Genomic DNA, 12,892 nt, shown 5'->3' with positions numbered 1-12,892 from the left:
AGGACCTGCGCGACAGCGGGCCCTCGACGCACCCGGACGCCCTGCCGGGTCGCGACTCCTGCTCTTTCGGCGTGCCCGGCCATGGACGGGGGTACGGCCGGGCCGGCCAGGGCAGTCGCCCCGTATGGCCCTCTTCGTCGGCACCTCGGGATGGCAGTACCGAGACTGGTCGGGCGTCCTCTACCCGCCGGACCGGCCGCAACGGCTGTGGCTGGAGGAGTACACGCAGCACTTTCCCACGGTGGAGGTCAACAACGCCTTCTATCGGCTGCCCACGCCCGAGACCTTCACCCGGTGGCGAACCCGAACCCCGCCAGGCTTCGTCATGGCCGTCAAGGCGAGCCGCTTCCTGACCCACGTCAAGCGTCTGCGCGAGCCGGCGGAGCCGGTGCAACGCCTCATGACCCATGCCGCCTTCCTGGGCGACCGGCTGGGTCCTGTCCTCCTCCAGCTGCCGCCGACGCTGCGGGCCGATGCGGCCGCACTGGACGCCTGCCTCGCCTGCTTCCCCGTCGGCACGCGCGTCGCCGTCGAACCGCGCCATCCGTCCTGGTGGACCGATGAGGTGCGCACGGTGCTCGTGGGCCGCGGCGCGGCCCTTTGCTGGGCCGACCGGGGCTCGCGCCCCGTCACACCGATGTGGCGGACAGCCGACTGGGCGTACGTGCGCTTCCACGAGGGCCGGGCCAGGCCGGCCCCCCGATACGGCCGGACAGCCCTGCGCAGCTGGGCGGACCGCATAGCGGACACGTGGCCGCGGAGCGCGGACGTCCATGCGTACTTCAACAACGACCCGGGTGGTGCCGCCGTGGTCGACGCAAGGGCGTTCACCCGTCTGATGTCCGGCCGGGTGAACGGGTGACCCGGAGGTCGGCCGACCGATTGCGAGTGCGCATCAGCGACGTGCGCTGCGCGGAGCCCGGCGCCTGCCCGCGGGAACGATCCCGCAATGGCGACGAAGGGTGCCCGGACCGGGCCGCTCACCGTGCCTGCAGCGGTCGGCCAGCCCTTCACGTCCTCGCGGACGGCCGCCGGGGAACGGTCAGGGCCGTCGGGGCAGACGGTGGAGTGTCACGTCGTACGCCCTCCCATCCTCAACCGTCAGCGTCATGAACGTGCAGAAGGGCTGGCGTCTGCGGTCCGTGGGCGAGCCTGGGTTGAGCAGGCGCAGACTCCCGAAGGTGGTGTCCCACGGGATGTGACTGTGACCGAAGACCAGGACGTCCACGTCGGGAAACCGTGCCGCGCAGCGCCGCTCCCGTCCGGCAGCCGCTCCCGTCTCGTGCACGACCCCGAAGCGCACGCCTCCCAGGTCGGCGTAGGCGACCTCCGGAAGTCTGCGGCGCAGTCCCGGGCCGTCGTTGTTGCCGTACACGCCGATCAGCCGGCGGGACCTGGACTCCAGCAGGTCGAGTGTGGCCTCGTCGATCCAGTCCCCGGCGTGGATGACGGCCTCGGCGTCGTCGACGGCGGTCATGAGGGCTTCCGGGAGTGCCGCGGCGCGGATGGGGAGGTGGGTGTCCGACGTGAGCAGGAGCCGCATGCGTCCCACCGTAGGGCGTGACGACGGCGAGCGCCTCGGCGTACGCGGCCCGTGGTGCGGTGGTGCTGCGCGGCCCGTGGTCCGCGGTGGCGTTGCACAGCCGGTGGGAGTCGCCGACGGACGCACGGGAACAAGGGGGCAGCACGGTCGGCAGATGGCGACGCTGGGCCGGCCAGGCCGATCGGCATCCCGGGGCTCCGGCACCCCCACCGACCGGGTACGGGGACGCCGACGCGAGGAAGAGCCCCTTGACGGACGTCTCGGGGCGTACGGGTGCCGGGGACAGGCGGGAAGACGAGCTGGGGGTGCAGGGCGGCTGTGCCGGCGCCGCGTTCGCGGGCGGCGCCCATAACGCCATGCCGCTCTTCACTGCTGCCGACCACGGTGCTCCAGGCCGTGGGGGCCCCGCCGAGGTGATCGGCGGGGCTTCCCCCTGCTTGAGCCAGGGACGGCTTCCTCTTGCCCGTGCCGAGGACGGTGCGATACGGGCTCGGTCGTCGCGCTCCGGTCCGCGTCGCCGCCTGGGCCGGCCCCGGTCGGCCTCAGAAAGCGTCGGCTACGCCGCGATGCGGGCGATCACCCGTTACGGAGCGCGTCGGCGCAGCCGGGGCAGCGCAAGTCCTGTTTGCTGGACGGCACCCACGGCGCATCCGGGCCACTGGGCTGGTCGGACAGGCGTTCCATGTCTTCTGCCGGCCTTCCGCACAGGGTGCGGTCGCCCGGGTCTACAGGCACGGCATGGACCGCCTCGATGCGTGCGATCGGATCGCCAGACCCGTCGCCATCAGACATCTCCTTGCGCAGTTCCTGCACCACGATGATCTCCATGCCACCACCTTCGGCTCCGGCGCAGTCCCCCGCATCCCGGAACACGGCGCGCTCACTGACAAGCCCCACGCAGGAGGGACGCAGAGCAGTCATCCGGACGCGGATTCACGGCACCCGGGCTCTGCGGATGCCTTGCTGAGCTGATCTCGACCGGGGTCTCAGCTGGTGCGTTGCAGTCCCGGCGGGGTCCAGTCGCCGGGTGAGGGCGGACTGATGGGGCCAGTAGAGGCGCAGGAAGACGTTGAAGCCGCCCTCGGGCGCGGGGAGCCGGTTGGCCTGGCGGTCGGGTCCGGGATCGGCATGCTGGACGTAGATGTCCAGTGAGCCGTCCGGATTGGTGCGCATGTCGCTGCGGTCGCCGATCGCGTACCGGTTCAGCGGATTGTCGACGAAGAACTGACGCTCGTTCATCATCGTGAGCGACCAGAAGCCGTCCACCGGCGGGGTGTTCCCGGCGTCGAAGTGCAGTACGTAGGTCTGGGCACCGTCGAGAGGCCGGCCGTCGGCGTCGGTGGTGGCGTGCGGCTACAGGGCGTCGGCGTCGAGGTCGGCTCCGTAACCGAACCGGGTGATGACAGCCCGCTTGGCGAAGTCGGTTCCGTAGTCGCTCAGGCCTCGGTGCACGGCCCACCCGCCGTCCTTCGCGGACTCCGCTTCGGCAAGCAGACCGCGCAGGGTCTCCGGTCCCTGCCGCGCCCCCTCGTCCAGTGCGGCGAGCTCATCGGAGGACAAGCGGCGAGCTCATCGGAGGACAAATCGTCCAGGACGGCTCCGGGTGCGATGCCGAGTTTGGCGAGTCTGCCGAGGTATGGGGCATCGGCGGGGTCGGGAGGGTTGTCCACCATCATCCGGTTGAGGAGGGTGAAGTACTCGCGGCCGCTCAGCGCGTGCACCTTGTCGACGGGCGCGGTGGTGGTGTCGGCGTCGGCGGGCGGGGAGTAGTCGTCAGGGTTGCAAGTCCACTCGGACAGGGGGATCAGCCGCGTGCCGTCTTGGAGCCGGTTGACGGCCGCGAAGTCCGAGGGGCCGCCGGTCGCGTACCGCGGGAGGACCAGTTCACCGCGGTGGGCGATTTCAGCAGGGTCAGGCCGGAGGGTGCGGGTCCCGACCAGGAAGGGCCGGCGATCAGGAACGGGCCGGCGGAGCGGCCGTTCTTGCGCTGCCCGACGACGGTGGTTGACCGGTGCCTCGCGGCGAGCGTCGTCCCGGGCAGGAACCGCCGTCATGGTGCCCTTCGTCATGGCCGCCGTCACCAGCGGGTAGCCATAGAGCCATGCCTCCGTGGCGGCTTCTCCATCGACTCATTCGCCAACGACTTCTCCCAGGTGCTACGGCGTTCAGGTCCAGGCCCGACGCTACGAGAGCCGCCCCCACCGCGCGGCGGGTCCGCCGTACGGGTGGCGTGGCGGAGGGATGCGGGGGGGGATTACGACGGGCTCCGCTGTTACGGGAGTCGATGCCTCAGGGGCCGACCCCTGGGGCGGCTCGCACCCGTAGGCGGACGCGGCCGACGCTCTCGCCGTCGGTGCCCGCGGGAGCGGCTGCAGCGATTCCGTCGACGCATTCGACACGATGCACCTCCCGCAGCGGAGACGCCCGACTTGCGTGGCAGCAGCCGTCCGGGCTCCGCGCACGCCGAGCCAGCCTGCGGCCCGCGCCGCTCTCCCCCGCACAGATCCGGTCGCGAATCCGCGGCGATCCCGGGTCGAGCGCCGCGGACACACGGCGCGGGCGTCGGCCCTCCCTCAGATCGCGCGGAGGGTGAGCCGAAGGTCAGAAGGCGTAGCGCACCCGCATCCAGGGGGCTCGCTCCTCGATCAAGCGGGAGAGCGCGTCGACGGCCTGCGCCTTGGTGGCATTGCGGTAGCGCACGTTCCAGCTGCCGTTCTCGGAGCGCTTCGGCTGCTGGATGTCCTGACGCCACAGGACGTCCTCCGCGCGCGGGTGCCAGCCGAGATTGACCTGGTGAAGGTCCTCGTTGTGGGTCAGCAGGATGATCTCCGCCGCCGCCTGGTCCTTCACCCGCTGCGGGAGTACGTCGTCCATGGCCCGGAGCAGGTCGGCCCAGGCCTGTTCCCAGCCGGGGCGGATCACGACCGGCGAGAGGTTGAAGTGCACCTCGTACCCGGCGTCGAGGAAATCCGCAGCGGCGGCGAGACGGTCCGGGACCGGGCTCGTCCGGATGTCGAGGAGCCGGGAGTCGTCGGGCGGCATGACGGAGAACCGGATCCGGGTACGGCCCTGGGGATCGAGCCGTAGCAGGTCGGGGTTGACGAACTTGGTGGCGAACGACGCCTTGGCCGTGGGCCAGCGTCGGAAGGCGCGGATCAGGTCGGCGGTGTTGTCACTGATGAGGTCGTCGACCGAGCAGTCGCCGTTCTCCCCGATGTCGTACACCCAGGCGTGCGCATCGCATTGGTTGGGTTCCTCCTTGCGCCCCATCCCCGCGATGTGGCGGCCCAGGCCGCCCAGGACGCGCTCGACATTGGTGAAAACGGTGATCGGGTTCGCGAACCCCTTGCGCCTCGGGACATAGCAGTACGCACAAGCCATGGCGCAGCCGTTGGAAAGTCCCGGGGCGATCCAGTCGGCGGAGCGTCCGTTGGGCCGGATGCCGAAGGACTTCCGCTCGCCCAGGACGAGGGTCTCGCGCTTGACCCTGACCCATCGGTCCACGTTTCCTTCGTTTCCGTGCAGGTGCGGAATGCGCCAGTGGGAGTCCGTCTCGATGAGACGGGCCTCGGGAAAGCGCGCGATGATCTGCCGCCCTCGCAACGAGTCCGCGGCGGCCGGCTCGGCGTGGATCTCCTTGACGTCGAGCAGCCTGCGCGCCTGTGGCCCGTCATGGAACCGCCGATCGTCCGCGGCTTCGGTCGGCGTCGCGGCGGCGGCGAGGTCGCCCATGCTGAACAACCCGTCGGCGTCGTCCCCCGGCTTCCCCGGGTCTCCGGAACCTTGTCGCATCCCCACTCCACTGTCACGCGCCACCACGGTCCGCGCGACCGGGCCGGACCCAGCCGCCGCGTGTGCGCGTGGGCCCAGCCTACGGACGAGGGCTGACAATCCGGCGATTTCGGCGGGACGGCGCCCGGCTTCCGGAACCTCGAAGGGGAAAATCGTTCGATCGACCCTCGGTGCTCGTTCTAGGGTCGTCGACGTGGCGACGAAACTCAATCAGATCATCGCAGTGGAGAAGGGCGTCAAGTCCAGGGCGCACCAGGACCTGACGGCGGCCCACCACGGCCTGCAGAAGCCCGCGTTGCTCGCCGGCATCTCCCGTACCTACCAGCCCAAGGACGAGGAGGGCGAGCAGCTGCCGCCCGAGTCGACGCTGGTGCAGGTGAAGGCCGAGGACGCGCTGCGCGACACCGCGCGGGCGCTGACCCGGCTCTTCGATGTGACGGCCACCAAGGACTGGGCGAACTGCGAGGCGCGCGCCGACGTCACGGTCGACGGCCGGGTGTTGGTGGAACAGGTGCCCGTCGCCTATCTGCTCTTCCTGGAGAAGCAGCTGACGGACATCAACACCTTCGTCCGCAAGCTTCCGGTGCTGGACGCCGCCGAGTCCTGGACGCAGGACCCGTCGACCGACGCGTGGAAGACCGAGGTCGTCCGTACCGTCCGTACGAAGAAGGTGCCGCGCAACCACGTCAAGGCCGAGGCCACCGACAAGCACCCGGCGCAGGTGGAGGTCTACTACGAGGACGTGCCGGTCGGGTACTGGACCACCGTGAAGTTCTCGGGCGCGCTCCCGGCCCGTCGTGTCAACGAACTGCTGGAGCGGGTGGAAAGGCTCCAGCAGGCGGTGAAGTTCGCCCGCGAGGAGGCGAACAGCTCCGAGGTCACCGACCAGCGGGTCGGCGACGCCGTCTTCGGCTACCTCTTCGGATAGCCGGGGCACCACAGACTCCCCGGCCGCAGACAGCGGTCGGGGTGCGCGAGGAGCGCAAAGCTGAAGCTGAGCCTTGTCGTGACATCCGCGGTTCCAGTGGAGGTTCGAGTCCTCCTCCCGGCACTTCCTGCCGGGATGGCCCAACCAGGCAGAGGCAGGCCGCGGTCAATCTCAGACTATTGCTCCAGACTCAGCATGCGCCGCTCATCGCCGGATCGACCGGGCCCGGGCCCTGGTGCGTCGAAATGCCAGTTCGAATCTGGTCCGCCGAGCTCGATCGGCGGTGGTCCAAAGGCAGGACGCGACGCAATGACGAATGACCCGGGTCCTCAAGTGTGCCGGCGTGTGATGTGAGCGGCATCCACAGGGTCCGGGGGCAGGCTACGCCCTCGGACCCGCTCCTTTCTTCTCCTCCCTTGCCGCGCCTCCGTCGGCGGTCTCTTCCGGCGCCTCTGCCGGCAGGCGCTTCGCACGGCGCTGGGCTGTCGCTACGCGCCTCCGGGCGTCACCCTGCCCCCGTCGGCCGGCTGGTCGAGCGGCAGGCAGATTCGCACCTCGGGGTGGTCCGCGCTCAGGTCGTCGACCGGCGCTCGCCCGGCGTCGCGCAGGTGCTGGTCGAAGAAGGCGCGCAGGTACGCGCGGGTGATCGCCATCGTGCGCAGTCCCGGGGTGGCCGAGCCGAGCGGCATACCGAACTGGTCGGCCAGCAGGCCGAGATCGGTGAACGAGTGGTGCTTGGCGCCCGCCACGACCAGCCACCGCTTCCAGCCGGTCAGGAGCGGCCAGTCCCGGGCCCAGGTGGCGGCGGCAGGTCCGTCGCCGGGAGCGTACTGGCCGTCTCGGCCGAGGAACAGGAACGGGCGGTCGAGGCCGGTGTCCGGAATCAGAGGGTCGGTGCTGCCGTCCACGTTGCTGCCCGCCCGGATGCGTTCGTCCGCGAGCATCGCCGCGATGGTGGCCGCGCCGCCCGCGGAGTGCCCGGCCATGCCGATCCGGTCCGCGGCCAGCCGGGCGGCGCCTGCCCACGGCGGGTTGCTGTCGAGCAGCCGGTCCAGCACGAAGGAGGCGTCGCGGGCACGGCCGGTCTTCACCTTGCGCCAGAACTCGGGCGTGCGAGGAAACCCGCCGAGGGCGAAGGCGGCCACCCGACCGTCCGGAAAGGTGGTGGCCGCCGTCTCGTAGGTGTGGTCGATCACGGCCGCGACATAGCCGTGGCTGGCCAGGTCCTCTCCGACCGAAGTGAGCGTGGCGCGGGGCCTCGTGAACCCGGGCGAGAGAATGATCAGCGGCAGTTCCCGCAGCCCGGGGTCGAGCGGAGCGTCAGGGAAGGCATGGGTGCGCACCGTACTCAGCGCGTCCGCCGCGATGGCCACCTGCTTGCCGGCCAGGATTTCCTCCGACTCGGTCCGGGTCAGATAGCGGGCGCGCGGACCGGACACACGTGCGGTCGGGTACCAGAGCGAGATCATCAGCTCGCGCGTCGGCACGTCCTCGACCCACGGGTCCGGGCGGGAGACGTCCTCGAGGTACACCGACGTGGTGCCGACCGGATGCGACCCGGTCGGCGTCGGCAGGGTGGGGAGGACCATGAGGTGCATCGTCGTCGGCCGCGCCCGGCTGCACCATCAGGGAGATCCCCGATTTGTGGTCCGGGGTGGCCTTGGTCCACTTCTTGTGGTGACTCCGGACAGTGATGTCAGCGGTGTCAGTGGTGTGTGGTGAGATGGCCGGACTGCGCCGTTGCCTCTCTGGGAGAGCCCTTCATGACGTCCTCGTACTCGTCCCTGACCCGTTCCTTGGCCGAGGCTTTGATCGATGTCCTGTGGTTCATCGACGGCAGCGAAGACGAGCAGATGGATCAGGACGACGCGGTCAGGCTGATGGAGGGCGTCGCTCATGTGGTCGGTGCCCTTCCTCTTGATCAGCGACTGGAACTGAGCGAGCTCGTCGGTGAGTTGGCAGCCGCCGAGACCGACCCGGTCCGTCGTGAGTTCCTGGAGGAGTTCCCGGAGAATTTCGGACTGATCGACGATGAGTCCTGAGCAGCCTGTTCAGGAGGAGAGCAGGACGCGGTCGCGGAGGAGTTCGAAGTGGGCGCGGCCGGCCATTTTCCCGCCTGTGCCGGCATCGCCCGCGCCCTCAGCCGCTCCCCCGCACCCCACCGGCATGGTCACCCTCCGGCCGTAGCGGAGAGAGTGCTCAGGTGGTGGGCGACTTGGGGAGCGTGAGTCAGCTGGGGGTAGTGCCCCGCGCCGCTGATCTCGGCCACCGGGCAGTCGACGGCCACGGTCAGTGCGTCGGCCGAGCCCACGACGATCTGGACCGGAGTGGTCAGGCGCTCCAGCAGGGCTCGGGACCGCTGGCGCTCGGCGATGTCCGCGCGCACGGCCACGGTCACCCGGCGGGCAGCTCCGGGACGACGCAAGTCCGCTGCCGCGCTGGCCACTTCCGGTCCTTCGGGGACGCCGAGTGCCCGCGCCAGCCGGGTGGCGGACATGCCGCGCAGTATCGGTGCGGCCAGGCGCGAGCGGGTCGGCCCGGACGCGGGCGCCTGGAGGAACGAGGGCGAGACGAGGACGAGGCGGCTGATGCGGTCCGGGTGGTCCACGGCGAAGCGGAGCGCAGGTCCGCAGGCCAGGGAATGGGCGACCAAGGCCGGACGGGTCTGCACCGTGCTCAGCAGATCGGCCAGCCACGCGTCGACCGGCTCGTAGGTGGCGGCCGAGCGTCCGAGCCCCGGCAGGTCGGGAGCGAGCACGGGGCCGGGGAGGTGGGCGGCGACGGGCGCCCAGAGGTCGGCGTTCATCGGCAGTCCGTGCAGTAGGACGTGCTCAGGGTTGCGCCTCTCTCCGGCGACCCAGGTCGTGGTCCCGGCCTCGGTGCGGCGGAAGCCGTACGGCCTGAGCCAGGGCGTTGTGGTGCCGAAGCGGGCGGCCACCAGGTCGTCGGCCCAGGCACGCAGGGCATCGGCGGCCGGGGGCGTCTTCAGGGCCGCGTTCGCGGCGAAGGTCCGGGCGGAGGCCGTCGGGTAGCGGTCGGCCGACAGGAAGGACAGCGTCTCGGGGTCGGCGCCGGTCAGTGTGCGTGGCAGACGTCGCAGGAGGCCGGCGGGAATGGACCGGCGCGGTGCTCGTACGCCCATGTGGTCGGCCATCGTGCCGATCAGCTCGGGCAGGAGGGGTGTCTCGTCGTCGAGCACCCAGTAGTGCTCGCCCGCGGGTGATGCGGGGATCTCCGCCAGGAACCGTACGAGGTAGTCGATCGTGGTGATCGGCAGGAACGTGTCGGGACCACCGGGCAGCGCCGGGAGCCGCCCCTTCCACAGGTCTTCGACGAGGGTGGCCAGGCCGATGTACTGGCCCGGGCCGATCACGGTGCTCGGATTGGCGATGCTCAGCGGGACCGACAGGGCCGCGGCGCGGGCGCGCACCGCGAGGTCGCCCTCGATCTTCGACGCCTCGTATGCTCCCAGGCGGGCGTAGTCGGGGTGGCCTTCGGCCGCGCTCACCCGGTATCCGCTGATGTGCACCAGCCGACGCAGCCCGGGCAGGGCGGCAGCCCATTCCAGCACGTTGAGCGCCCCGGTGACGTTGGTCGCCCGCGCCTCCGCCTCCCCGAGCCCGAAGGCGAAGCGCGCCGCGGCGTTGTAGACGTCTCGGGCCTCGGGCAGCTCCGTCAGCGGTCGGGTGATGTCGGCGGCGACGATGTCGAGGCCGCCGATGTCGACGCCCTGGGAGATCAGCCAGGGGGTGAGTGAGTCGTTGCGTACGGCTGCTGCCACCCGCTGCCCGCGCCTGAGCAGCTCGGCGACGAGGGAGCGGCCGACAAAGCCGGTCGCGCCGAAGACGATCGCGTCCATGAGCATCCTTAATAGATCGGTCTACATATTTTTGGGCCAAGGAAAGGCCCGCCGATCGGCGGCGGGCCGTGCATGTCAGCCCAGTAGGACGCCGATCCGGCGGGCGACCCGGTCCAGCGGCTCCCTGCTGCGATGTGTCCGGGCCAGCAGGAGCGCACCCTCCACGAGGGCCAGGATCACGACCGCGAGGTCGTCGGCGTCAGGGCGGCCGGCCAGCCGTGCACGCAGGGCATCCTCCCAAGAGGCGTACACCTCCGAGCACACCTCCTGCAGCGGGTCGCTGGTGGCGGCGATCTCCAGCGCGACCGTGGCCACGGGGCACCCCTTGCGCCACCCGGACTCCTCCAGACGGTCCCCCAGATGCCGCAGCACCGCGTCGGCGAACTCCGCCACCGACGCGCTGGAGTCGGCCAGACCCTCCAGGGCTTCACCGATCATGCCTCCGGCCCGCCGGACGGACGCGCCGACCAACTGGTCCTTGCCTCCGGGGAAGTGGAAGTACAACGAACCGCGGGGCGCACCACTGGCCGCGATCACCTGGTTGAGTCCGGCAGCGTGGTACCCCCCGGCCTCGATCAGCGTCTGCGTCGCATCGAGCATGCGGACGCGCGTCTCTGCACCCTTCAACCCCATGCCGCGAACAGTAGACCGATCTACATATTCCTTCAAGTCTTCTTTTCCGAAGCCGTCGTTGGCGGGGGCATCCTGTCCCAGCATGGCCGGCATGGGGACCGCGCCGGTCGTCGGCCCGTCGATACGGCAGCCGGTGCCCTCGCCGCGGGAATCATTCCCCGACCGGCGTACGACAGAGGTAGAACAGCTCGGGATCGCCCTCGTCCAGACCGTGCAGTAGCCCCATCGGGCTCCATCCGGCCCGCTGGAGCAGACGCTGCATCGGCTGGTTGGTGACATTGGTCGACGTGAACAACTTCGACGTCGTGCAGGAGACAGCGGCGGACTCCAGCAAGCGGTACCCGACACCCTTGCCTCGGGCCGACGGAACGACCATCAGCATGGTGACGAATCCCTGATCGAAGAACGTGTACTCCACCACGCAGTAGCCGAGCGGGCCGGAGGCGTCCTCCGCCACGACGAGCAGACCCTGGCGGGCACCACCTTCTGATACTCGCCCGCCGTCCGGTGTCGCCTTCGGATGCCACCGAGTCGATCGCGATCAGCGCGTCCGAATCCGACTCGTGCGCACGGCGCACCACGACATCTCCGGAATTCCCCTCGGTCATGGAGCCATGCTGCCAGGACACGCCGGCAGGGCGCCGCGTCCGGCCGGCCACACACTGGACTGATTCCCGCCACGATTCGCCATCGCCTTGAACCCGAGGCGGTGGTGGACGCACCTCCTCGGCGTGACCCGGGGCCGACGACGTCACCTCGGCGCTCCCACGGCGGGCGAGCCGAGGCTCTCGGTGGGGCGCCGGCGGCTCACCGCTCGGCGGACGCACCCCCGGGAAGGCCGGGCGGGGCCAGCAAACGCTCCCTGACCGCGGCGAGGACCTCCGCGCGGGTGCGCGGGCCGTCGTCGGCGGCAATGAGGTGGTCACCGACACGGAGGGAGAAGGTGATCAGGCAGCGGGCCTCGACATCGGCCTCGTCGGGACAGAAGGCCCCGTAGAGCTTGCGGAGATAGTCCATGCGCCGGTTGTCGGCGCGGCGGAGACGGTCCGCGACGCCTTCGTCGCGCCGGGCCCAGTCCCGGATGGCGAGCTCGACGCCCGCGCTGGTCACGGGCGCCTCGGCCGCTCCCACGACGGCGAAGAGCCGCCCGAGCCGTTCCCGGGCGTCACCCCCATCGCTCTCGACCTGATCGATGACGTCCTCGGTGACCCCGCGCTCCCAGGCGTCGAGCATCTCGTCGAGGAGGGCGGCGCGATTGCGGAAGTAGCCGTAGAAGCCGCCCTTGCTGACTCCGAGTGCCTGGGCGAGGACCTCGACCCGGACGGCGTCGGGCCCGCCGGCGGCGAGCATTCGCAGCCCCTCCTCGATCCACTTGCCCCGCGGCGTACGAATCGCGCCCATGCCGCACCTCTCCTCTTGTCGCTTCGAGCCGAGTATACGGCGCCGTACACATGGCGCTATGCTCGATCTATACGCCACCGTATAGACAGGGGTCCGTGATGAACGCTCTGCGCCTGCCCTCGACCGACCACACCTCCCGCCCCTGGCGGATCCACGAGATCGCCCCCGACTTCCGGCTCGAGGACCTGTGGGCGCTGCCGACGCCGGGAGGCGCCGACGACCTGCACCACCTGGTCGAGCAGATGGCCGGCGGCACGGAGGGTCCGGACGGTGGAAACCCCGTGGGCCGCTTCCTGTTCGCGGTGCGCTGGAAGCTCGGCGCACTGCTCGGCTGGGACAAGCCGGACTCGGGCGTCGGCGGCCGGGTGGCGACGCTGTGCGACCGGCTGCCGGACGACCTCCGCGAGGGGCCTCGGGGGCCCGACCTCGATTCGGCCCCGTTCACCTCGGTCTTCCAGACCCACGACGAGTGGGCCGCCGAGTACGCCAACTCGACCATGCACGGGGTGATGCACATCGGCTGGGTCCCCGACGGGAACGGCGGCTACCGCGGCCAGATGGCCGTCCTGGTCAAGCCCAACGGCCGCCTCGGCTCCCTGTACATGCTCGGCATCAAGCCCTTCCGATACCTGGGCGTGTACCCGGCCCTGATGCGATCGATCGGCCGCGAGTGGCAGGCGAACGCCGCACGCCGAGCGGCTCGCTGAGACCCCCCGGCTTCCCTCCGGTGCGCGTC

15 protein-coding genes are annotated in these 12,892 nt (G+C 70.6%); 4 read left to right on the top strand and 11 right to left on the bottom strand.

What is annotated here, in order from left to right:
* The first annotated feature begins 124 nt into the window (after positions 1 to 124).
* A complete protein-coding gene (locus IF00_RS0113570) occupies positions 125 to 862 on the top strand; it encodes a DUF72 domain-containing protein (protein ID WP_030317765.1) in 738 nt (245 codons plus the stop codon).
* Positions 863 to 1,042: 180 nt separating this feature from the next.
* Here IF00_RS0113570 and IF00_RS0113565 read toward each other — a convergent pair whose 3' ends face one another.
* From IF00_RS0113565 to IF00_RS0113550, 6 genes are all read right to left on the bottom strand, one after another.
* Positions 1,043 to 1,543: a metallophosphoesterase family protein gene (locus tag IF00_RS0113565; protein ID WP_030317760.1), complete on the bottom strand. Its 501-nt coding sequence runs from the start codon at positions 1,541 to 1,543 to the stop codon at positions 1,043 to 1,045.
* Positions 1,544 to 2,119: 576 nt separating this feature from the next.
* Positions 2,120 to 2,371: a hypothetical protein gene (locus IF00_RS0113560; RefSeq protein ID WP_030317758.1), complete on the bottom strand. Its 252-nt coding sequence runs from the start codon at positions 2,369 to 2,371 to the stop codon at positions 2,120 to 2,122.
* A 105-nt stretch (positions 2,372 to 2,476) separates the two neighbouring features.
* Positions 2,477 to 2,839 (bottom strand): DUF1214 domain-containing protein, encoded by a 363-nt coding sequence (locus IF00_RS46910; protein ID WP_245234525.1) that lies wholly within the window; start codon positions 2,837 to 2,839, stop codon positions 2,477 to 2,479.
* Between the two features lie 57 nt (positions 2,840 to 2,896).
* Entirely contained in the window at positions 2,897 to 3,103 is a 207-nt protein-coding gene (locus IF00_RS46905; protein ID WP_245234516.1) for a hypothetical protein, read from the bottom strand.
* Positions 3,104 to 3,347: 244 nt separating this feature from the next.
* Positions 3,348 to 3,584, bottom strand: a complete 237-nt coding sequence (locus tag IF00_RS46900) for a DUF1254 domain-containing protein (RefSeq protein ID WP_245234524.1) — start codon at positions 3,582 to 3,584, stop codon at positions 3,348 to 3,350.
* Between the two features lie 560 nt (positions 3,585 to 4,144).
* A complete protein-coding gene (locus IF00_RS0113550; RefSeq protein ID WP_030317756.1) occupies positions 4,145 to 5,335 on the bottom strand; it encodes a spore photoproduct lyase family protein in 1,191 nt (396 codons plus the stop codon).
* A gap of 193 nt (positions 5,336 to 5,528) precedes the next feature.
* On the opposite strand from IF00_RS0113550, the gene IF00_RS0113545 reads away from it, so the two are divergent.
* The gene (locus IF00_RS0113545; protein WP_030317754.1) at positions 5,529 to 6,263 is read left to right on the top strand and encodes a DUF7873 family protein; all 735 of its coding nucleotides are present in this window, start codon (positions 5,529 to 5,531) and stop codon (positions 6,261 to 6,263) included.
* 488 nt (positions 6,264 to 6,751) lie between these two features.
* Here IF00_RS0113545 and IF00_RS0113540 read toward each other — a convergent pair whose 3' ends face one another.
* Positions 6,752 to 7,852: an alpha/beta hydrolase family protein gene (locus IF00_RS0113540; protein ID WP_051820219.1), complete on the bottom strand. Its 1,101-nt coding sequence runs from the start codon at positions 7,850 to 7,852 to the stop codon at positions 6,752 to 6,754.
* A 174-nt stretch (positions 7,853 to 8,026) separates the two neighbouring features.
* Between IF00_RS0113540 and IF00_RS0113535 the strand changes: the two genes are divergently transcribed.
* Positions 8,027 to 8,305 carry a hypothetical protein gene (locus tag IF00_RS0113535; protein WP_030317750.1) on the top strand — a complete coding sequence of 93 codons (279 nt, stop codon included), beginning with the start codon at positions 8,027 to 8,029 and terminating at the stop codon, positions 8,303 to 8,305.
* A gap of 128 nt (positions 8,306 to 8,433) precedes the next feature.
* On the opposite strand, the gene IF00_RS0113525 is transcribed toward IF00_RS0113535, so the two are convergent.
* From IF00_RS0113525 to IF00_RS0113510, 4 genes are all read right to left on the bottom strand, one after another.
* On the bottom strand, positions 8,434 to 10,122 hold the full coding sequence (locus IF00_RS0113525; RefSeq protein WP_209439756.1) for an alpha/beta fold hydrolase: 1,689 nt from the start codon (positions 10,120 to 10,122) through the stop codon (positions 8,434 to 8,436).
* A 75-nt stretch (positions 10,123 to 10,197) separates the two neighbouring features.
* Positions 10,198 to 10,755, bottom strand: a complete 558-nt coding sequence (locus IF00_RS0113520; protein WP_030317739.1) for a TetR/AcrR family transcriptional regulator — start codon at positions 10,753 to 10,755, stop codon at positions 10,198 to 10,200.
* Positions 10,756 to 10,906: 151 nt separating this feature from the next.
* Entirely contained in the window at positions 10,907 to 11,212 is a 306-nt protein-coding gene (locus IF00_RS41200) for a GNAT family N-acetyltransferase (RefSeq protein ID WP_245234515.1), read from the bottom strand.
* 350 nt (positions 11,213 to 11,562) lie between these two features.
* Complete coding sequence (locus IF00_RS0113510; RefSeq protein ID WP_030317738.1) at positions 11,563 to 12,156, bottom strand: TetR/AcrR family transcriptional regulator; 594 nt, start codon at positions 12,154 to 12,156, stop codon at positions 11,563 to 11,565.
* A gap of 98 nt (positions 12,157 to 12,254) precedes the next feature.
* On the opposite strand from IF00_RS0113510, the gene IF00_RS0113505 reads away from it, so the two are divergent.
* Positions 12,255 to 12,863, top strand: a complete 609-nt coding sequence (locus IF00_RS0113505) for a DUF2867 domain-containing protein (RefSeq protein WP_030317735.1) — start codon at positions 12,255 to 12,257, stop codon at positions 12,861 to 12,863.
* Positions 12,864 to 12,892 lie beyond the last annotated feature (29 nt).

The organism is Streptomyces flavochromogenes, assembly GCF_000717595.1.
In the GTDB taxonomy this organism is placed as follows: domain Bacteria; phylum Actinomycetota; class Actinomycetes; order Streptomycetales; family Streptomycetaceae; genus Streptomyces; species Streptomyces flavochromogenes.
The sequence above is the reverse complement of the archived record's forward strand: the minus strand, read 5'-3'. Positions and strand labels throughout refer to the sequence as shown.

Bases quoted from the DNA above. Each gene is read 5' to 3' on its own strand.
- IF00_RS0113520 (WP_030317739.1), bottom strand. From the start codon at position 10,755: ATGGGGTTGAAGGGTGCAGAGACGCGCGTCCGCATGCTCGATGCGACG.
- IF00_RS0113550 (WP_030317756.1), bottom strand. From the start codon at position 5,335: ATGCGACAAGGTTCCGGAGACCCGGGGAAGCCGGGGGACGACGCCGAC.
- IF00_RS0113535 (WP_030317750.1), top strand. From the start codon at position 8,027: ATGACGTCCTCGTACTCGTCCCTGACCCGTTCCTTGGCCGAGGCTTTG.
- IF00_RS0113565 (WP_030317760.1), bottom strand. From the start codon at position 1,543: ATGCGGCTCCTGCTCACGTCGGACACCCACCTCCCCATCCGCGCCGCG.
- IF00_RS0113505 (WP_030317735.1), top strand. From the start codon at position 12,255: ATGAACGCTCTGCGCCTGCCCTCGACCGACCACACCTCCCGCCCCTGG.
- IF00_RS0113540 (WP_051820219.1), bottom strand. From the start codon at position 7,852: ATGGTCCTCCCCACCCTGCCGACGCCGACCGGGTCGCATCCGGTCGGC.
- IF00_RS0113510 (WP_030317738.1), bottom strand. From the start codon at position 12,156: ATGGGCGCGATTCGTACGCCGCGGGGCAAGTGGATCGAGGAGGGGCTG.
- IF00_RS0113560 (WP_030317758.1), bottom strand. From the start codon at position 2,371: ATGGAGATCATCGTGGTGCAGGAACTGCGCAAGGAGATGTCTGATGGC.
- IF00_RS0113570 (WP_030317765.1), top strand. From the start codon at position 125: ATGGCCCTCTTCGTCGGCACCTCGGGATGGCAGTACCGAGACTGGTCG.
- IF00_RS0113525 (WP_209439756.1), bottom strand. From the start codon at position 10,122: ATGGACGCGATCGTCTTCGGCGCGACCGGCTTTGTCGGCCGCTCCCTC.